This is a genomic window from Limnohabitans sp. JirII-29, from assembly GCF_003063395.1.
In the GTDB taxonomy this organism is placed as follows: domain Bacteria; phylum Pseudomonadota; class Gammaproteobacteria; order Burkholderiales; family Burkholderiaceae_C; genus Limnohabitans.
This window is the reverse complement of the sequence record NZ_NESB01000003.1, coordinates 101,426-120,534: the sequence shown is the minus strand read 5'-3', so window position 1 is coordinate 120,534 and position 19,109 is coordinate 101,426. Positions and strand designations below refer to the sequence as shown.

Genomic DNA, 19,109 nt, shown 5'->3' with positions numbered 1-19,109 from the left:
CTATTTTGCCGTCCAACCACCTCCCAGAACCTTGTAAAGGTTCACCAAACTTTGTACCTGTTGGACTTGCGCCAGCACAGTGGCTTGTTGCGTGGCAAACAGCGAACGTTTGGCATCTAGCAACTCCAGGGCGTTGGAGGCACCATGGGTGTAGCGCAGGTCGGTGAGTTGCAAGCGTGTTTCTTCAGCTGCAAGTTGTGCGCTTTGGGCACGCACTTGTTCGTTGTAGGTGTCACGTGCAACCAAGGCGTCTGAGACCTCGCGGAACCCCACCTGAATGGCTTTTTCATACTGCGCCACGGCGATGTCTCGGCCCAATTTGGCAGTGTCCAGGTTTGCTTGGTTACGACCGGCATCAAAGATGGGCACCAATACCTGTGGCGTGAACGACCACGCAGCGCTGCCATTGTTGAACAAGCTGTTCATTTCGCCGCTGACCAAACCAGCGCTGCCCGTCAAGCTGATGCGCGGAAAAAACGCGGCGCGTGCAGCACCTATGTTGGCGTTGTTGGCCAGAAGCAGTTGTTCGGCTTGACGCACATCGGGGCGGCGCAACAGCAACTCTGCGGGTGTGCCTGCGGGCAAGTCGGGCAGCAAAGCTTGTTGTGTCAGTGGCAAGCCCTCAGGCAAATCGGCGGGCAGGCTTTGGCCGAGCAACAAGACCAGTGCGTTGTCGTCTTGCGCGCGCTGACGGGTGAATTGCGCCAAGCTGGCTTTGGCACCTTCCAACAAGGATTGGGCCAAGCTCAGCTCAAGCTGCGACGCAGCTTCGTTGTTGAACTTGAGCTGCGTGAGTCGCAGCGACGCTTCGCGTGACGCCACGGTGTCACGGGCAATCTGCAGCAAGGCCTCATCGGCACGCACATTCAAGTAGGCATTGGCCACTGAGGCGACCAGGGCGATGTGCACGGTTTTGCGCGCTTCTTCGCTGGCCAACAACTGTGCTTGTGCAGCCTGACTCAAGGCGCGCACGCGACCAAACAAGTCCACCTCGTAAGAGGTCACACTCAAGCCAGCCGTGAACGTGCTGGTGATGCTGGCCGATGAATTTGGGACGCGTGAACCGGTGACACCAGCATTGACGGTAGGCAGCTCATCGGCACGTTTGACTTGGAGCAAGGCACGCGTTTGCTCGATGTTGAGCACTGCCACACGCAGGTCGCGGTTGTTTTGTAACGCCAGTTCAATCAAGCGTTGCAGGCGTGTGTCTTTGAAAAAGTCTTGCCAGGCGATGTCAGCGGCGGCAGGCTGTTGTGACCCCGCTTGGGCGGTGTCGTTGGCAGACGAAAAATGGGCGGGTACCGGAGCCACAGGGCGCTCGTAAGTGGGAATCAGGCTGCAGCCCGCCAAGCCCATCACCGCCAGTGTCGCGATCCAACGCACGGGTTTGTGCCCGCTCAACGGTTTGGCCTTACTCATGCGTGTCGACTCCCAGTTGGTGACCATGTTCCACATCGAACCGATGCTGGCGTTCGCTGCCTTTGAAGACGCTGCGCACCACCACAAAAAAGACCGGCACGAAAAACACAGCCAATACTGTGCCGAGCAAACTGCCACCGATCACGCCGGTACCAATGGCACGTTGGCTGGCAGAGCCTGCGCCATTGGCAATGGCCAAGGGCAGCACGCCCAGCATGAAGGCCATGGAGGTCATCAAGATGGGGCGAAAACGCATGTGCGCGGCCGCCAATGCTGACTCCACCAAGCTGTGGCCTTGAGCATGCAAGTCTTTGGCGAATTCGATGATCAAAATCGCGTTCTTAGCCGACAAACCGATGATGGTGATCAAGCCCACTTGGAAGTACACATCGTTGGCATAGCCGCGCATCCACGTGGCCAGCACCACGCCGAGTACGCCCAACGGCACCACCAAAATCACAGACAGCGGGATGGACCAACTTTCATACAAAGCGGCCAGACACAAAAACACAGCCAGCACAGCAAACCCATACAAGATGACGGCTTGCGAGCCAGCCAATTTTTCTTCGCGTGATTGCCCGGTCCATTCAAAAGCAAAGCCTTCGGGCAGTTCGGTCATGAGGCGTTCCATTTCTTCCATGGCAGCGCCCGAGCTGTAACCTGGCGCTGCGGCACCGCCAATGCGCATGGCGGGGTAGCCGTTGTAGCGCACGGTTTGCATGGCCCCTTTCACCCAGCGCGTGCTGGCAAAGGCCGACAGGGGTACCGGTTTGCCTTGCGCATTAGGGGCACTCAGACGCAGCAACTCATGCGGCTGCATGCGCGCCGAGGTATCGGCCTGAACCACCACACGCTGCAAGCGGCCCTGATTGGGAAAGTCGTTGATGTAGGCCGAACCCAAGGCCGTGGAGATGGTGGTGTTGATGGCGTCAAAACTCACGCCCAAGGCGTTGGCTTTGTCACGGTCAATGTCGATTTGCAGCTGAGGGGCATCTTCCAAACCATCGGGGCGGATTTGTGTCAACACTGGGCTCTTGGCGGCCAAGCCCAGCAGTTGGTTGCGCGCCGCCACCAAAGCCTCGTGGCCTTTGCCAGCGCGATCTTGCAAGCGGAAGGTAAAACCCGAGGCCGTGCCCAACTCGGGAATGGGCGGCGGACTCAAGGGGAAGATGAAGGCATCACGCACGCCCATGAGCGCACCAAACGCACGCCCTGCGAGTGCTTGTGCCGACTGCATAGGGCCTGAGCGTTCGGCCCAGTCTTTGAGTGTGACAAAGGCCAGACCTGCGTTTTGGCCTTGGCCAGAAAAGCTGAACCCCAAAATGCCGACCATGCTTTGCACTTCGGGTTGCTTCAAGACAAAGCCTTCAACCTGCTCCATCACCGCCTGGGTGCGTTGTTGGGTGGCACCGGGTGGCAACTGCACGTTGACCAAGATGTTGCCCTGGTCTTCACCGGGCAAGAACGAGGTGGGCAAACGCAGGTACATCACGCCCACAGCGACGATGATGGCCAGATAAATCCACAAATAACGCGCAGCACGTTGCAGCATGCGCCCGACCCAGCTTTCGTAATTTTTGGCAGTGCGCGTGAAGCCTCGGTTGAACCAGCCAAAGAAGCCTGTCTTGGCGTGGTGGTGCCCTGCTTGGACCGGCTTGAGCAAGGTGGCACACAAGGCTGGCGTGAGTGACAAAGCCATGAACGCCGAGAAAGCGATGGCGCTGACCATCACAGCCGAAAACTGGCGGTAAATATTGCCGACCGAACCTTTGAAAAAAGCCAAGGGCACAAACACCGCAATCAACACCACGGTCACGCCGATGATGGCGCCCGAGATTTGCCCCATGGCTTTGCGGGTCGCCACCAGCGGTGACAGCCCCTCCTCGCTCATGATGCGTTCAACGTTTTCGACCACCACGATGGCGTCGTCCACCACGATGCCGATGACCAGCACCATGCCGAACATGGTCAGCACGTTGATTGAGAAGCCCAAGGCCATCAAGGTGGCAAAGCTGCCCATCAAGGCCACGGGCACCACGATGGTGGGGATGATGGTGTAGCGAAAGTTCTGCAAGAACAGGTACATCACCAAGAACACCAGCACGATGGCCTCGACCAAGGTTTCTGCCACTTGTGCAATGGAGATCTTCACAAAGCGTGAGCTGTCATAAGGAATGGTCCAGTGCACGCCTTTGGGGAAATAGGCTTCCAGCTCGGCCATGCGCTCGCGCACCGCTTGTGCGGCAGCCATGGCGTTGCCGGTGGGTGAAAGTTGCACGCCAATGCCTGCAGCAGGCTTGCCGTTCAAGCGCGCGGAGGTGGCATAGGTTTGGGCTCCCAGCTCAATGCGGGCCACATCTTTCAAGCGCACGGCAGAACCGTCGGTGTTGGCGCGCAAGATGATGTTGGCGAACTGCTCGACGCTGTTGAGCTGCCCGTCCACGATCACGGTGGCCGACATGGATTGGGTGTTGAGGTTGGGCAAGTCGCCCATGGTCCCCGACGACACTTGCGCGTTTTGTGCACGGATGGCGTTGTTGACATCGGCAGCCGACAGGTTAAAGCCGGTCAGCTTGGCTGGGTCGATCCAGATGCGCATGGCGCGTTCGGTGCCAAACAGCTGTGCCTGGCCCACACCAGGTAAGCGCTGAATTTCGGGCAAGACATTGCGTGAGCCAAAGTCGCCCAACGCCACGATGTCGAAGTCGGGTGAGTCCGACGACAGCATGATGAAGACCAAAAAGTTGGTGCGTGATTTTTCAACCCGAACGCCTTGCTGTGTGACCGCCGCAGGCAAGCGGGGTGCGGCACGCGACAGGCGGTTTTGCACATCAACCTGTGCCAAGTCTGGGTTGGTGCCAGGCTCAAAGCTGATGGTGATGGTGCCGGTGCCGTTGGCTTGTGCGACCGATTCCATGTAAATCATGCCGGGTGAGCCGTTCATCTCGCGCTCGATCACGCTGAACACGCTGTCTTCCAGTGTTTGTGCCGATGCGCCTGGGTAGCCTGCGGTGATCAAGATCGATGGAGGTGCCACAGGTGGGTACTGTGAAACAGGCAACTGGGTGATGGCCAAGCCACCGAGGCCGAGGATGAAGAGCGAAATTACCCATGCAAAGATGGGACGGTTGATGAAGAACTGCGCCATGGCTGCGGCCCTTTACTTGCTAGCCGCAGAAGCTGCGGCCGATGCGGTGGCCGAGACTGGCGCTGTCGCAGGCGACATAACCTTTGCATCCCAAGGCACAGGTTTGACAGGTGCACCGGGTACCATCATTTTCTGAAAGCCGTCAACGATGACTTGTTCACCTGCTTGCAATCCCTCCAGGATCAGCCATTGGTTGTTTTGTGCAGCACCCACTTTGACCGAGCGCGGCACAGGCTTGCTATCTGGCCCCACCACCAACACGGTGTCGCCTTGCCCCGTGCGCGTCACGGCTTGTTGAGGCAACAAAATGCCTGATGGCAACTCGGCTTGTGACAAACGCACCCGCACATATTGGCCAGGCAGTAACAGCCCATCGCCATTGGGCACTTCAGCCCGCAAAGTGACTTGGCCAGAGGTCGGGTCCACGGTCAAGTCAGTGAACAACAGCTTGCCTTTGCGCGGTAATTCGCTGCCATCTTCCAACACCACACGCACAGCCACGGAGCCATCGGCGGCGCTGCGCACCTGCTTGGCTGCAATTGCTTTGCGCAAGTTCAACACGTCGGTGGTCGATTGGGTGAAGTTCACATAGACCGTGTCGGTTTGTTGAATCAAGGCCAGTTGGGTGGCTTCGGTTTGACTCACCAATGCGCCCTCAGTGACCAAGGCTTGACCAATGCGACCCGAGATGGGGGCGGTCACGCTGGCGTAATCGAGGTTGATGCGCGCACTTTGGAGTGCTGCTGTGGCGGCTGCCACATCTGCCTCTGCCTGCTTTTGTGCCGTCACCACAGAGGTGAACTCTTGTTGGCTCACCGCATTGGCTTCGACCAATGGTTTGTAGCGCACCACCTGTGCGTTGGATTGCAATAAATTGGCTTGTGCCTTGACCAGGCTGGCTTGCGCGCTGTCGTGTGCGGCTCGATAAGGCGCTGGATCGATTTGAAACAGCACTTGGCCTGCCTTGACTTGACTGCCTTCTTTGAATAAACGTTGCAACACCACACCATTGACGCGTGCACGCACCTGCGCCACGCGGATGGGGCTGACACGCCCTGGCAATTCGGTTTGCAGCGCCACCACTTGTTGATTCACGGTGACCACGCCGACCGCAGCAGGCGGTGGCCCTGCGTTGGCGCCAGCAGGCGCACCTTCTTTTGCACCACAGGCGACCAAGGCCATGACAGCAGCTAAGGCAACAAACTGAGAGCTGCGAGCCAAGGTATGAGAGACAAGGGATACGGGGCTTGTTGTAAGCATGGTGCAGCGTCCTGGATGAGGTATGAATTCAAAAGCACAAAGCCACGTTGCGCGTGAAAACAAGGTGGCTTTGAACAGATGTGATTCAGAAGATGGGCTTGAAGCTATTGTGCCTCAGGCTCTAATTTTTTATTCTGTCAATGATGACAAGTACCGACGAAGGCATGGCTACTTTCAACGCGTCTCTAATGACTGAAGAAATGATTGGCATGCATGGGTAGCTTGACCTGCGCGTTATTGAGAGGTTCTTTGAATTTCAAGCGGCATGCCTAAAGTAAAAAAGCACTTTGTACTTGCGTACAAAGTGCTTTAAAACTTGGTGGGACCAGCGGGGGTCGAACCCACGACAAACGGATTAAAAGTCCGCTGCTCTACCAACTGAGCTATGGTCCCATCACGCTTTGCAGGTGATGTTCACTGCATCGCGAAGACTCAAATTATAGCGCTATTTTTTTGACTTTTCCAGAGCGCCCAAAGAAATTTGATCAATCACCCAACCCGCAGCACATTGACCAAATGTCGCCGTCACACTGACCACAGATCCGTAACCGTGACAGTTCAAGCTGCCATCCCCCTCTAGTGCGCAACTGGCATCTGGAGGTGCAACAGATTCGCGGCTAAAGACGCACGGCACGCCTATCTTTTTTCCGTCTCGCGCGGCGCCATGCTCACGACGCAAACGATATCTCAGTTGTGCCAATAAGGGGTCATGGGTGGTGAGTGACAAGTCGTCGATATCGACTTTGTGCGCCAAGCGTTTGCCACCTGCGGCGCCCACACTGATGAACAAGGCTTTGTGTTTGAGTGCCCAGGCTGCCATGCTTGTTTTGGCTTTGACCTGGTCGCATGCATCAATCACCGCGTCGATGGGTCCACCCAAGATCGCGGGCCAGTTGTGAGGATCGACAAACTCTTCCACACATTGAACTTGGCAACTCGGATTGATATGCGCAATTCGGTCGCGCATGGCCAACACTTTGGCTTGTCCCACCGTGGTATCAAGCGCCTGAATTTGACGGTTGATGTTGGACTCGGCGACGTGGTCCAGATCGACCAGGGTCAAGCGCCCTACTCCACTGCGAGCCAAGGCCTCAGCAGCCCAGGACCCGACACCTCCGATGCCGATGATGGCAACGTGCGCATCACGAATGCGTTGGGCCCCTGCAACGCCATAGAGACGCTCAAGGCCGCCAAAGCGGCGCTGTAGGTCAGCGCCCTCAGTCACGCGAGGCTGCGCTCCAAGCGCGCCACTTGGTGACGAATGGACAAAACCGCACCGGTCACGATGGCGGCTACAGCCACGAAAGAGTTGAGGCTCAGGGTCGATATGCCGCTAAGCCCTTGACCGAAGGTGCATCCCATTGCGGTGACACCCCCCACACCCATCAAGACACCACCCAAAAGGTGTTGTGACAAGTCCTCCACGTTGGCGAAGCCTTCCCAACGGAATGTTTTTTGCTGCAATGCTGACGCAGCAGAGCCGACGACGACGCCCACCACCGACATCACACCCACTGTCAACACTTTGGACTTGTCGCTGAAGAACATCAACCAGTCGAGGCTGTGTGCCAAGGGAGCAACAAAGCTCATGGCTTCAATGCGGCCCGAGTTGGTGCCCAAATAAACAGGTTCCAGCGTTTCAGGGTGTTCAGGTAAAAAGCCGAAATGCCCACTCACCCACCACATGGCAACGATCAAGGCACCGATGCCAACGCTTGCCAACAAATTCTCAACGGTCCAGAAGTCAGCATGGCGCAGTACCCACAACACCAACACAGTGCCCAACGCATAGCCACTCCAGATGGCCGTCAGTTTGGAGGTGTGGCCGGTTACAGCTGCAATCAAGGCGCCTAAGTCGGCACCATTGGGCATGCTCAGCGCCACAGCGTCGACGGTGTTGACACGAACCACAGCGGTGATGCCTTTGAGGGTGGCAAAGGCGCTCAACCCCAAGACCAAAAATACCACCAGCGATTTGAGGTTGCCAGCGCCTATGCGCACCAAGGTTTTGTTGCCACACCCCGAAGCCATGACCATGCCGTAACCAAACATCAATCCACCTACCGCAGAGGACAACCACATGAAGCGGTTGTTGGCGTAGAGGGTTTTGCTTGCGTCAATCAGGTCCAACTGAACCAATGCGGCAAAACCAATCATGGCCACACCGATCGCCAACATCCACTGCCGTGCGCGGGTCCAGTCGCCCATGTTGACCACATCGGCAATGGCACCCATGGTGCAAAAGTGGGTCCGCTGGCTGATGACCCCAACGGCGACTGCGATGATGAAAAAGGCCAGCAGGACCTGTTGGGTCAGAGTGGTGACGTCGTTCATTTCAGTTTGCTCAATCGTTCACGGGCCGCACCGGCTGCTTCGGACTGTGGGTAGTTTTTAATCAGATCGTCCAGCGTTTTGCGAGCAGACTTGATGTCTTTGAGTTCCAGCTGGCAATTGGCAATTGAAAGCATGGACTCAGGCGCACGGGGATGCTCGGCTGATTTGTTCAGCAATGCACTGAAGTTACGTATGGCTTCTTTGTAGTCGCGATTGGCATACTGGGCATTGCCCAGCCAAAACCAAGCAGAAGCTGCATAACCACTGCTGGGATAGCGTCTGAGAAAGTCTGAAAAGACCAAGCTGGCATTGACGAAGTCACCTTGTCGGAAAACAGCCAGGGCTTGCTCGTACGCTTTGATTTCAGCAGGTTCAGCCAAAAACTCCACGCCATCGAATTTCACTTTGACGGGTTCAAACTTGCGCAAGCGTTCTTCCAAGACTTGTGTGACGATCTTGGAAGCTTCTTGTTGTTGACGCAACTCTTGAGAGAGTTGCTCTTTTTCACCGCGCAAACGGGCGATCTCCGAGCGCACGGCCTCGAATTGATTTTGCTGTTCCAGCAAGCTGCGCTGCACTTGCTGCATTTCTTCATTTTGGCGTTCCACACGTTGGCGCAAATCCAAAATGGCTCGGCGCGCCTCGTCGTCCTCAAACAAAGCGGCGTTGGCGCTGGGCATCAACAGACAGGCGATCGCCCAGCCGATGGCGTGGGCCTTGAGTGCGCGTGGTGTAGTCATCGGTAGCTGATCTCAGCGCGGCGGTTTTTGGCAAATGCCGACTCGTCCATGCCTTGGACGGCAGGCTTTTCTTTGCCAAAGCTCACGGCTTCAATTTGACTGTCAGGCACCCCTAAGACGGTCAGCGCACGACGCACAGCTTCGGCGCGCTTTTGCCCCAGGGCCAGGTTGTATTCACGGCCACCACGTTCGTCGGTGTGTCCTTCAATGGCAGCTTTGCGGTTTTTGTCCGCGCGCAGGAAACGGGCATGTGCGTCGAGCATGCTTTGAAACTCAGGCTTGACGCTGTAGCTGTCGTAGTCGAAGTAAATGACGGTTTCCACGCCAGCAGGACCCGCTTTGACGATGTTGCCAACGCCGCCAAGTCCGCGGGCATCCAGCCCAGCGACACCGGCATTGCCTGACGCGGCAGAGCCCGAACCCGAGCGTTCATCCACGGGCACGTCGTCGAGCTTGACGCCCGAAGCGCAGCCAGCCAACAGAGCTGTTAAAGCAAAAAGTAAGAGGTATTTTTTCATGGTGATGAAGTTTGAAGAAGATGAAAATTTTAAGGTTGCGCCTTGGCGTAAGGGCCCCAGTGCGGTTCACGCAGGTCCCCGCCTTGTCCTGACAGACGTGCCTTGATGCGACCATCCAAGGTGGTTGTCATCAAGGCTTCGCGACCGCCTTGTTGTGTGGCATAGACCAGCAAACGACTGTTGGGGGCAAAGCTAGGTCGTTCGTCGGCAGTGGTGTCTGTGATGGCGGTTGCGTTGCCACTGGCCAAGTCCATCACGTACAGCTTAAAAGCCCCACCCACGCGCGAAATGTAAGCCAGCCATCGACCATCGGCACTCAGTGCGGGTGAAATGTTGTAAGTCCCGTTGAATGTGACGCGGTTGGCCGGCCCTCCCATAGCTGGCATGCGGTAGATTTGCGGCGCACCGCCACGGTCACTGACGAAATAAATGGCGCTGCCATCTGGCGAAAACACCGGTTCAGTGTCGATGCCAGACGATTGGGTCAACCGGCGTGGTTCGCCACCCTGCGCATCGATCATGAACAGTTGCGAACCCCCATCACGGCTGAGTGTGGCCGCCAATGAGCGACCGTCTGGTGCCCAGGTTGGCGCACTGTTGGAACCCCGGAAATTGGCCACCACACGACGCTTGCCGGAAGACACGTCGTGGACATAAATGACGGGTTTGCGCGACTCGAATGAGACATAGGCCAACTGACTGCCGCTGGGTGACCAGCTTGGCGAAATGATAGGTTCTGGGCTGGCAAGTGCCGACTGTGCGTTTTCACCATCCGAGTCAGCTACCCACAAGTTGTAGCGCGCACCGGCCTTGGTCACGTAGGCAATACGTGTCGAAAAAATGCCGCGATCACCGGTGAGTTTTTCATACACAAAGTCTGAAATACGGTGCGATGCGAGGCGTAAGTCGCCGGCTACCACCACGTAACTCATGGCACCCAAGTCTTGGCCTCGCACCACATCCCACAGTCGCAAGCGCACATCAAAGCGGCCATCGGCCATTTTTCCAACGCTGCCGGTTAACAACGCATCGGCGCCGAGTTGACGCATGGCACTGAGATCAGGGCGTTCAGTTTCATCGATGGTTTTGCCTGAAGCCAAGCCGCGAAATTGGCCGCTGCGCTCCAAATCGGCCTGCACGATGCTGGCTATTTTTTGCGGTGAGGACTCCTCGCCACGAAATGGACCAAACGCAATGGGCACTTGGGTCAAGCCAACGCCGGATACTTCCACACGAAACTGCGCCATTGCAGGCAAGGCGGCGATTCCAAAGAGCAGCGCGCCAAGCAGCATTTGCCAAACATTACGTCGAGAAAAAGTCATGGTGAATTTTGGATTCGCCTAAAAGGCGTTTCTTAAGGATGGGGCTGAATTTTAGTGGCTATACGAGTGGCGATAATGCTCAATTTGCTGTCCTGACAAACACCCCCACCATGACTCTTGCCCCCTCATCCGTTGCATCGGCTTCTTTGTGGCAAAGATTGCGCCGCGTGGCGCCTTGGTTTTCAGGACATCCCGGCACCATGGCCTTGGCGATTGTGGGTATTTTGATCGGATCGGCTACCGAGCCTGCGATTCCAGCGTTGATGAAACCGTTGTTGGACAACGGTTTTCAGCAAGGAGCTTTCGCGCTTTGGCAAATTCCAGTGGTGTTGCTGCTGTTGTTCGCTGTGCGCGGTGTGGCCGGTTTTGTGGCCGCTTATTGTTTGGCACGTGTGACCAATGCCTCGATGGAGCGGATTCGCCAGCGTTTGTTTGAAAAGCTGCTGAGCGCTGATCCGCAGCTATTTCAGACCCAGCATGCGAGCGGCCTGACAAACACCATGGTGTATGAAGTCAACAACGGTGCGTCGTTGCTGGTATCGACCCTGCTGTCGTTTGCCAAAGATTTGGTCACATTGATTGCCCTGATGGGCTATTTGGTGTTTTTGAATTGGAAACTCACACTGATTGTGTTTGCCATCGTGCCACCCGTGGCCTGGGTGGTCAAACACCTGTCTGCTCGCCTCGACCGCGTGACCCGCGCCAGCCAGGATGCCACCGAAGAGCTGGCCTATGTGGTGGAAGAAAACGTGCTGGCTTACCGCATGGTGCGCCTGCACAACGCCCAAGATGACCAAGCGCAACGATTTGCCTCATTCAACGAAAAGCTGCGTCAGTTAGCGTTGAAGGCGGTGGTCGCCAATTCAGTCATGACACCTTTGATTCAAATGCTGGCCGCATTGGCCCTGTCGACTGTGATCACGGTGGCGCTGTGGCAAAGCACCGCCAGTGCTCACGCCGACGCCGTGACGGTAGGCAGTTTTGCTTCGTTCATCACGGGTATGTTGATGTTGATTTCTCCTATCAAACATCTCTCTGAAGTCACGGGCATGTTGACGCGCGGCGTCACCGCATTGGAGCGCGGACTCGAACTGTTGGACAACACCCCTGACGAATCACAAGGCCGTCACACCAGTTCGAAGGTTCGAGGCGACATTTTTTTCGACCATGTGCGTTTGCAATACCCTTCGGCAACGGAGCCCGCTTTGGACGGCGTCACCCTGCACATTCAGCCCGGGCAAACCGTGGCTTTGGTGGGCGCGTCGGGCTCGGGTAAAACCACCTTGGCTAATTTGCTGCCCCGCTTTTTAGAACCTAGCTCGGGACGTGTCACGCTGGATGGGGTGGCGCTGAAAGAATGGTCTTTGGCAGCGTTGCGTCAACACATGGCCTATGTCAGTCAAGACGTGGTGATGTTCAATGACACCGTGGCCCACAACATTGCCTTGGGTACCAAGATTGATCACGCGCGCATATGGCAAGCGCTGGAAGCCTCAAACCTAGACGATTTTGTGCGCAGCTTGCCACAGCAAGAAAACACCTGGGTCGGCCACAACGCGACGCAGTTCTCGGGCGGGCAACGCCAACGCTTGGCCATTGCGCGCGCCATTTATAAAAATGCCCCAATTCTGATTTTGGATGAAGCCACATCGGCTTTGGACACGGCCTCCGAACAGGCAGTGAAGAATGCGCTCAAAGTGCTGATGGAGGGGCGTACCTCATTGGTCATTGCACACAGGCTCTCAACCATTGAGCATGCAGATGTGATTGTCGTGATGCAACACGGTCGCGTGGTTGAAATGGGGCAACACGATGTGTTGCTGGCAGCCGCGGGTGTCTACGCCAACTTGTACAAAACAAGTCAAGCTGACGGTGTCATTCCAAATGGAGTGGCGTTGCCAACGCACTGAACAAGCTCAAAAATGCCGTTGCTTCTTGTTGCAGGCTAAAGCGTTGTTGCAAGCTGGCTGCAGCGGCTTGGCCGATGACATCGCACAACACGGGGTCTTGGATCAAGCGTTCAATGCACCTAGCCAAAGAGGATGCATTACCCACGTCAAAGTGGAGTCCCGTTTTTTCATGTGTTGTGAGTTCAATGCCTCCACCCACATTGCTTGTGATGACAGGTAGGCCATAAGACATCGCCTCTGCCATGGAGTTGCCAATGCCCTCGCCCGGTTGCATCGTCGGCTGAATATAAATGTGTGCAGCTTGTAAAAAGTCAGGCACATCTGTTCGGTAACCATGCACAGTGACATGGCGAGACAGCTCGGTTGATTGGTTGACTTTGGCACGAATTGCAGCACCACACTCCCCCACAATATCGAGATGCCACTGTTGGGCGGTGATATGCGTCTCCATCGCATCCAGCAAGACCGCCAAGCCTTTGATGGGGCGGTCATTGGCAATGCACAACAAACGAGGTATATCTGTTGACTGGCGATGACGCGGCTGTGGCCATGGGTGAGTCCGCATGAGTTGTCCGTAACCCGGATAAATCACTTCAAATCGCCCCGGATGTCTAGAATACAACAAACGTGCTTCTTTGTTTAACTTATTGGCAATCGCCTGAGACATGCACACCACAGCATCCAGACGTGGTGACAAATAAGTAAACCAATCCTGTATGTAAAACGCGCTAACACCACCAATGGCGCCACGCGTGCCCACAATGGGTGTCTTGAATCTAGCATGACGCTTGGCCGTGAGCGCGACTGAAAGAGCTCGGCTGGTGTAGCACAAGCAAACATCAGCCTTGTATTGAGCAAGCAAATCGGCATAACGTTTCGCGGCTACTTTGTCGAAACGACCTTGCAGTTTGACGCGATCGACAATAGAGACCTCGCTAGACCAATCACGTGCATTAGGCTTACTCGGGGGCTCCACGACGACGTTGACTGTATGTCCCATCTGCTGTAACTCTTGCAACATCATCACCGAATAGCGATCCAGGTCTCTTGTGAACACCAAGACTGCGAATTTAGGGCTCGTGGTCATAACAGCACGATGTCGTATTGCTCTTGCGCCATGGCCATTTCGCTGCGCAAGGAAATAGGTTTACCGATGAAATCGCTCAAACCGGCCAGGTGCTGACTTTCCTCGTCCAGCAGCACATCGATGACGCTGGGTGCGGCAATGATGCGAAATTCTCGCGGGTTGAACTGGCGTGCCTCACGCAAAATTTCTCGCAAGATGTCGTAGGTCACCGTGCGTGCAGTTTTGACGCTGCCTTTGCCTTCACACACAGGACAAGGTTCGCACAGCATGTGCGCCAAGGATTCGCGAGTGCGCTTGCGCGTCATTTCAACCAACCCGAGCGCCGAGTAACCACTGACCATGGTTTTCACGCGATCACGGGCGAGTTGTTTGCGAAACTCGTTCAAAACTGCATCGCGGTGATCTTCTCGCAGCATGTCGATGAAGTCAGCCACGATGATGCCACCCAGATTGCGCAATCGCAATTGCCGTGCGATGGCACCTGCTGCTTCCAAATTGGTTTTGAAAATTGTCTCGTCAAAATTACGTGCCCCGACAAAACCACCCGTGTTCACATCCACGGTGGTCAAGGCCTCGGTTTGGTCGATGATGAGATAACCACCTGACTTCAAGTCAACGCGTCGACCCAGCGCACGGGCGACTTCTTCGTCAATGCCAAACAAATCAAAGATGGGGCGCTCACCTTTGTAGAGTTGCAACTTACTCGCTGCAGCAGGCATGAACTCGGCACCAAACGCTTGCAGCGCATTGAACTGTTCGTTCGAGTCAATGCGAATGGTTTGTGTGACATCACTGACCAAATCGCGCAAAACACGTTGCAACAAACTCAAGTCTTGATGCAGCAAAGACATGGGTGGTAAGCGCATGGAGGCTTCTTTGATACGACTCCATGTTTTTCGCAAGTAGGCCATGTCTTCACCCAGCTCGGTATCAGTGGCGTCTTCACCATTGGTACGCAGGATATAGCCACCAGTTTGACCATTCGGAGATGCTTCTTCGGCCAGTTTTTGCAAACGGCGACGCAAGTTATCACGCTGTTCGGCGGGTATTTTTTGTGACACCCCAATGTGTTGATCTTGCGGCAAAAACACCAGCAAACGTCCAGCAATGCTGATTTGCGACGACAAGCGAGCGCCTTTGGTGCCAATCGGGTCTTTGATGACTTGCACCATCAAGGACTGACCTTCAAACACTTGCTTTTCAATGGGGATAGCGGTCGCCACTGCACCACCATCTGTTTCTGCATGACGGGCAGCCACACTGCTCATCAAGTCCGCCACGTGCAAGAACGCTGCACGCTCTAAGCCGATGTCGATGAACGCCGACTGCATACCTGGCAACACGCGTGAAACGCGCCCTAAATACACATTGCCAACTAGGCCGCGTTCCAGGGTTCGTTCGACATGGAGCTCTTGCACGGCGCCACTCTCCACCACGGCGACGCGGGTTTCTTGTGGCGACCAGTTGATCAGAATGTCTTGTTGCATGGCGAGCCTAGAGGGTTACACCTTGAAACCGAACTCACGCAACAACTGCGCGGTCTCGAACATGGGCAGTCCCATGATGCCAGAGTAGCTGCCGCTGATGTGCTCAATGTACGCGGCAGCTCTGCCTTGCACGGCGTAGGCCCCTGCTTTTCCGATGGGCTCGCCACTGGCAACATAACTTTTAATTTGTGTGCGCGTCAACGTTGCAAAACGCACGTTTGAAACGCTCAATGCCTGAACGTGTTTCCGCGCAGAACCAATAGCGACAGAGGTCAGGACCCGATGCGTCTGACCACTCAAGGAGCCCAACATCTGTTGGGCATGGTTGGCATCGTCGGGTTTGCCAAGAATAGTGCGCCCCAACGCGACGGTGGTGTCTGAGCACAACACAGGTGCGGCTGGTAAGCCGCGTCGCTTCATGCGAGTCAATGCTGCTCCAAGCTTAAGCAATGTCACGCGTTGCACATAAGCCTTTGGGGTTTCAGAGGGCAGAACTGCTTCTAAGGCCTCGGCATCTTCTGTATCGTCGGGCAACAGCAACTCATAGGCCACCCCCAATTGGTCGAGCAATTGGCGACGTCTTGGACTTTGGGAAGCTAAATAAACAAAGGGGGGCACGGACATCAGATCACTCGCGATGGTAGGGGTGATTGGCGTTGATGGACCAAGCGCGGTAGAGCTGCTCGACCAACAAGACACGGACCATCGCATGCGGCAAAGTCAAGTCTGAGAGGCGAATGCGCTCGTGGGCCATCTTTTTGAATTCAGGATCTAAGCCATCTGGGCCACCAATGACCAAAGCGACGTCGTCTGCTTCAAGTTGCCAGTGTTTGAGTTTTTGCGCCAAGTCGAGCGTGGTGAGATTCGTGCCACGCTCATCCAACGCCACGATGCGACAACCACGTGGAATGGCCGCTTCAATGCGTTCGCGTTCAGCCGCATACAGCGTCTCTAAGGTTTTGGAGCCACGCGGTTCTGTTTTGACCGCTTTGAGCTCAAGTTTTAATTCAGACGGAAAGCGTTTGGCATAGTCATCCCACGCCGTTTGCGCCCAGTCGGGCACACGCTGGCCGACTGCAACCACCCACAGCTTCATGCCTTGCGTGCAACAGTCTTTTTAGCCGCAGATTTCTTCGCTACAGGTTTGGCTGTGGTTTTTCGCGCAACAGGCTTGCCCACCACTTTGGTCACAGGCTTAGAGACAGGTTTGGTGCTGGATTTACTAGCAGTTTTGGTGGCAACAGATTGCGACGCCCCAACTTTTTTGGCTGTGGTTTTTTTGGCAGGTGTTTTTTTAGCCGCTGGCTTTTTCGCAATTACTTTCGGCTCGACCACAGGTGCAGCAGGTTTAGGCGCACCAAACTTCAAACGCACAGGCTTTTCGCCCCAAATTTCTTCCAAGTTGTAGTACTGGCGGATGTTGGGCTGCATCACATGCACGACCGCAGCGCCACAGTCCACAATGATCCACTCACCATTGTCTTCGCCCTCAATGCGTGGCTTGGGAAAACCCGCCTCACGCACTTTGTCACGCACGCTGGCTGCCAAGGCTTTGGTTTGGCGGTTGGATGTCCCTGAGGCGATGATGACGCGCTCAAACAAAGACGACAAGTGCTCGGTGTCAAAAACAGCCAGGCCTTGCGCCTTGACGTCTTCCAAGGCATCGACGATGCATCGTTGGAGTTTTTGAACATCTTTTTTAGCGGTGGATTCAGTCATTGGCGTGTGTTGTATAGAGGCGATGTTGGTCAATGTAGCGCTGCACAGAGGCAGGTAACCACGGAGGCATTGGCGCTGCGTTGGCAAGGTGTGACCGGATCTCGGTCGCACTCACAGCCACAGGCTGCATATCCAAGCTTTGCACGTTGGCAGATACCCCATTGTGCCATTGAGCTGCGCGGCTAGATTTTTCGGCATCCAACAAGCCTGCACGTTGAGCGACAACCACCGTGGCCATATCAAGAATCGCAGGCCATTGGTGCCAAGTTTTAAACGCAAGCGCCTGGTCCTCGCCAATGAACAAATAAAACATGGCTCGCGGATGCTCGGTTTTGAGCGCCGTCAATGTGTCGACCGTGTAGGTGGGGCCATCGCGGTCAATTTCTCGGCTGTCCACGTGGACCTTGTCGATCTCATCAAACGCCAAATGAGCCATGGCCAAGCGGTGCGTGCCGCTGGAGAGTGATCGGCTCTTGTGCCACGCCGATCCCGTAGGGATCACGCGCAGTTCGTCTAAGTGAAACTGAGCCACAGCGGCACGCGCCAGGGCGATATGGGCGATGTGTGGCGGATCGAATGCCCCGCCAAAGATGCCAATGCGTGTCACGTCAGCCAATCACGACGTACCAAAAATTCATGTGTCAATGCGTGCTCCGGGGTGCCTGGCTCGGCTTGGTGTTGGTAGGACCAGCTGACCAGAGGAGGCATGGACAACAAGATGGATTCGGTGCGTCCACCCGACTGCAAGCCAAAGTGTGTGCCACGGTCCCACACTAAGTTGAACTCCACATAACGGCCACGACGGTAAAGTTGATGGGCACGTTCACGCTCGCCATAAACCATATGTTCACGCCGCTCGACGACCGGCATGTAGGCAGGCAAGAAAGCATCGCCTACGCTGCGCAGCATGGCAAAACTGCCGTCAAAACCCAACTCCGAAAAGTCGTCAAAGAACACCCCGCCAACCCCACGCTGTTCGTTGCGGTGCTTCAGGCAAAAGTAGTCGTCACACCAGGTCTTGAAACGTGGGTAAAGCTCGGCTCCAAAAGGCTGCAAGGCCTCTCGGCAAGTCGCATGGAAATGCACCGCATCCTCTGTAAAGCCGTAATACGGCGTCAGGTCCATGCCCCCGCCAAACCATGCCACCGGGTCACCGTTGGCGGGTGTTGCCACAATCATGCGCACATTCATGTGGGCTGTTGGCACATAGGGGTTGCGTGGATGAAATACCAAGGACACCCCCATGGCCTCAAACGGTGCGCCAGCAAGTTCAGGGCGGTGTTGGGTGGCTGAAGGAGGTAGCTTCGGACCACGCACGTGAGAAAAACCACAACCTGCACGTTCAAACACAGCGCCGTTTTCTAGGATTTGGGTGATGCCATGGCCTTGGAGTTGTTCAGTCGGTCCTTTCTCCCAGGCATCAGACACAAACATACCGCCGTCTTTTTGGGCAATGGTGCCGACGATACGGGCTTGCAAGCCCATCAGGTATTCGCGCACAGTCGCGGCTATGGGAGTCATGGAGAAATCCTTGTTGTGGGGGAAGACAACTGCTTGAGCGGTTGAATGGGTGCAGCTTGTGCTGCATGAAAGCCGATCACACCCTCGTAAACGCGAGCAATCTGTGCATAGTCTGCCGCCTCATCGCCAGTCAAATGCATAAAGTTCGAGAAGTGCACCGTTTTTTGGCCGTAGTCAATGCGCACCAAACACAAGGGTACGCTGGCTAACAAAGCCACTTGATAAAACCCACTGCGCCAACCCTCGGTGAGGCGGCGTGTGCCCTCGGGCGACAATGCCAACCAGAGGTATCGGTTGTCTTGTTGATGCTGCTTGAACATCGCGACCAAATGAGCGACCAAACCTTTCGATGAAGAGCGGTCAATGGCCACGCCACCTAGCCAAGCCAGCCATCGACCAAATAAGAGCACTCGAAAGAGACTGTCTTTGGCCAAAAATTGAATTGGCAGACCGATGCCCCATTTCACCAAGACCATCACCACGAAATCCCAATTGCTGGTATGGGGATAACCAATGATGACGCCTTGCAAGCTTGGCAGACCTTCAAAGGTAAAGCGCCATCCCCCTAGCCACAACAGAGCACGGGCGAGGCGGCTACCTTTGAATTGAATGGGCAAAGGCAAAGTCAAGGTTTGCGTCATGCG

General features: G+C 55.7%; 17 protein-coding genes, 1 tRNA gene and 1 pseudogene. 1 reads left to right on the top strand and 18 read right to left on the bottom strand.

What is annotated here, in order from left to right; translation table 11 throughout:
* From B9Z39_RS05700 to tolB, 9 genes are all read right to left on the bottom strand, one after another.
* Complete coding sequence (locus tag B9Z39_RS05700) at positions 1-1,419, bottom strand: efflux transporter outer membrane subunit (protein WP_100145131.1); 1,419 nt, start codon at positions 1,417-1,419, stop codon at positions 1-3.
* Positions 1,412-4,567: an efflux RND transporter permease subunit gene (locus B9Z39_RS05695; RefSeq protein ID WP_108301010.1), complete on the bottom strand. Its 3,156-nt coding sequence runs from the start codon at positions 4,565-4,567 to the stop codon at positions 1,412-1,414. The genes B9Z39_RS05700 and B9Z39_RS05695 overlap by 8 nt, the downstream gene beginning before the upstream one ends.
* Positions 4,568-4,579: 12 nt before the next feature.
* Positions 4,580-5,749, bottom strand: a complete 1,170-nt coding sequence (locus B9Z39_RS05690; RefSeq protein ID WP_304441789.1) for an efflux RND transporter periplasmic adaptor subunit — start codon at positions 5,747-5,749, stop codon at positions 4,580-4,582.
* A 395-nt stretch (positions 5,750-6,144) separates the two neighbouring features.
* Positions 6,145-6,220, bottom strand: a tRNA-Lys gene (locus B9Z39_RS05685).
* 52 nt (positions 6,221-6,272) lie between these two features.
* Positions 6,273-7,052 carry a ThiF family adenylyltransferase gene (locus tag B9Z39_RS05680; RefSeq protein WP_100144834.1) on the bottom strand — a complete coding sequence of 260 codons (780 nt, stop codon included), beginning with the start codon at positions 7,050-7,052 and terminating at the stop codon, positions 6,273-6,275.
* Entirely contained in the window at positions 7,049-8,161 is a 1,113-nt protein-coding gene (locus B9Z39_RS05675; RefSeq protein ID WP_100144832.1) for a YeeE/YedE family protein, read from the bottom strand. Before B9Z39_RS05675 ends, B9Z39_RS05680 begins: the two co-directional genes overlap by 4 nt.
* Entirely contained in the window at positions 8,158-8,901 is a 744-nt protein-coding gene (ybgF, locus tag B9Z39_RS05670) for a tol-pal system protein YbgF (RefSeq protein ID WP_100144830.1), read from the bottom strand. The genes B9Z39_RS05675 and ybgF overlap by 4 nt, the downstream gene beginning before the upstream one ends.
* The gene (gene pal / locus B9Z39_RS05665) at positions 8,898-9,419 is read right to left on the bottom strand and encodes a peptidoglycan-associated lipoprotein Pal (protein WP_100144828.1); all 522 of its coding nucleotides are present in this window, start codon (positions 9,417-9,419) and stop codon (positions 8,898-8,900) included. Before pal ends, ybgF begins: the two co-directional genes overlap by 4 nt.
* A 29-nt stretch (positions 9,420-9,448) precedes the next feature.
* A complete protein-coding gene (gene tolB / locus B9Z39_RS05660; protein WP_233202493.1) occupies positions 9,449-10,711 on the bottom strand; it encodes a Tol-Pal system beta propeller repeat protein TolB in 1,263 nt (420 codons plus the stop codon).
* Positions 10,712-10,851: 140 nt separating this feature from the next.
* On the opposite strand from tolB, the gene msbA reads away from it, so the two are divergent.
* Complete coding sequence (gene msbA, locus B9Z39_RS05655; RefSeq protein ID WP_199221172.1) at positions 10,852-12,651, top strand: lipid A export permease/ATP-binding protein MsbA; 1,800 nt, start codon at positions 10,852-10,854, stop codon at positions 12,649-12,651.
* On the opposite strand, the gene B9Z39_RS17145 is transcribed toward msbA, so the two are convergent.
* The 9 genes and pseudogenes from B9Z39_RS17145 to B9Z39_RS05615 all read right to left on the bottom strand — a co-directional run bounded on the left by B9Z39_RS17145 (position 12,617) and on the right by B9Z39_RS05615 (position 19,106).
* Positions 12,617-13,216, bottom strand: a complete 600-nt coding sequence (locus tag B9Z39_RS17145) for a glycosyltransferase family 4 protein (protein WP_233248925.1) — start codon at positions 13,214-13,216, stop codon at positions 12,617-12,619. The two genes, msbA and B9Z39_RS17145, sit on opposite strands and share 35 nt — an antisense overlap.
* Positions 13,217-13,240: 24 nt before the next feature.
* A pseudogene (locus B9Z39_RS17250) lies at positions 13,241-13,675 on the bottom strand (glycosyltransferase family 4 protein); the annotation flags it as partial.
* 59 nt (positions 13,676-13,734) lie between these two features.
* Entirely contained in the window at positions 13,735-15,225 is a 1,491-nt protein-coding gene (gene rng, locus B9Z39_RS05645; protein ID WP_100144820.1) for a ribonuclease G, read from the bottom strand.
* A gap of 15 nt (positions 15,226-15,240) precedes the next feature.
* On the bottom strand, positions 15,241-15,843 hold the full coding sequence (locus B9Z39_RS05640; protein ID WP_100145129.1) for a nucleoside triphosphate pyrophosphatase: 603 nt from the start codon (positions 15,841-15,843) through the stop codon (positions 15,241-15,243).
* A gap of 10 nt (positions 15,844-15,853) precedes the next feature.
* Positions 15,854-16,321, bottom strand: a complete 468-nt coding sequence (gene rlmH, locus B9Z39_RS05635) for a 23S rRNA (pseudouridine(1915)-N(3))-methyltransferase RlmH (RefSeq protein ID WP_100144818.1) — start codon at positions 16,319-16,321, stop codon at positions 15,854-15,856.
* Positions 16,318-16,944: a ribosome silencing factor gene (gene rsfS, locus B9Z39_RS05630; protein WP_108301007.1), complete on the bottom strand. Its 627-nt coding sequence runs from the start codon at positions 16,942-16,944 to the stop codon at positions 16,318-16,320. The genes rlmH and rsfS overlap by 4 nt, the downstream gene beginning before the upstream one ends.
* The gene (gene nadD / locus B9Z39_RS05625; RefSeq protein WP_108301216.1) at positions 16,937-17,551 is read right to left on the bottom strand and encodes a nicotinate (nicotinamide) nucleotide adenylyltransferase; all 615 of its coding nucleotides are present in this window, start codon (positions 17,549-17,551) and stop codon (positions 16,937-16,939) included. The genes rsfS and nadD overlap by 8 nt, the downstream gene beginning before the upstream one ends.
* Entirely contained in the window at positions 17,548-18,465 is a 918-nt protein-coding gene (hemF, locus tag B9Z39_RS05620) for an oxygen-dependent coproporphyrinogen oxidase (protein WP_108301006.1), read from the bottom strand. The genes nadD and hemF overlap by 4 nt, the downstream gene beginning before the upstream one ends.
* A complete protein-coding gene (locus B9Z39_RS05615) occupies positions 18,462-19,106 on the bottom strand; it encodes a 1-acyl-sn-glycerol-3-phosphate acyltransferase (protein WP_108301005.1) in 645 nt (214 codons plus the stop codon). The genes hemF and B9Z39_RS05615 overlap by 4 nt, the downstream gene beginning before the upstream one ends.
* Positions 19,107-19,109 lie beyond the last annotated feature (3 nt).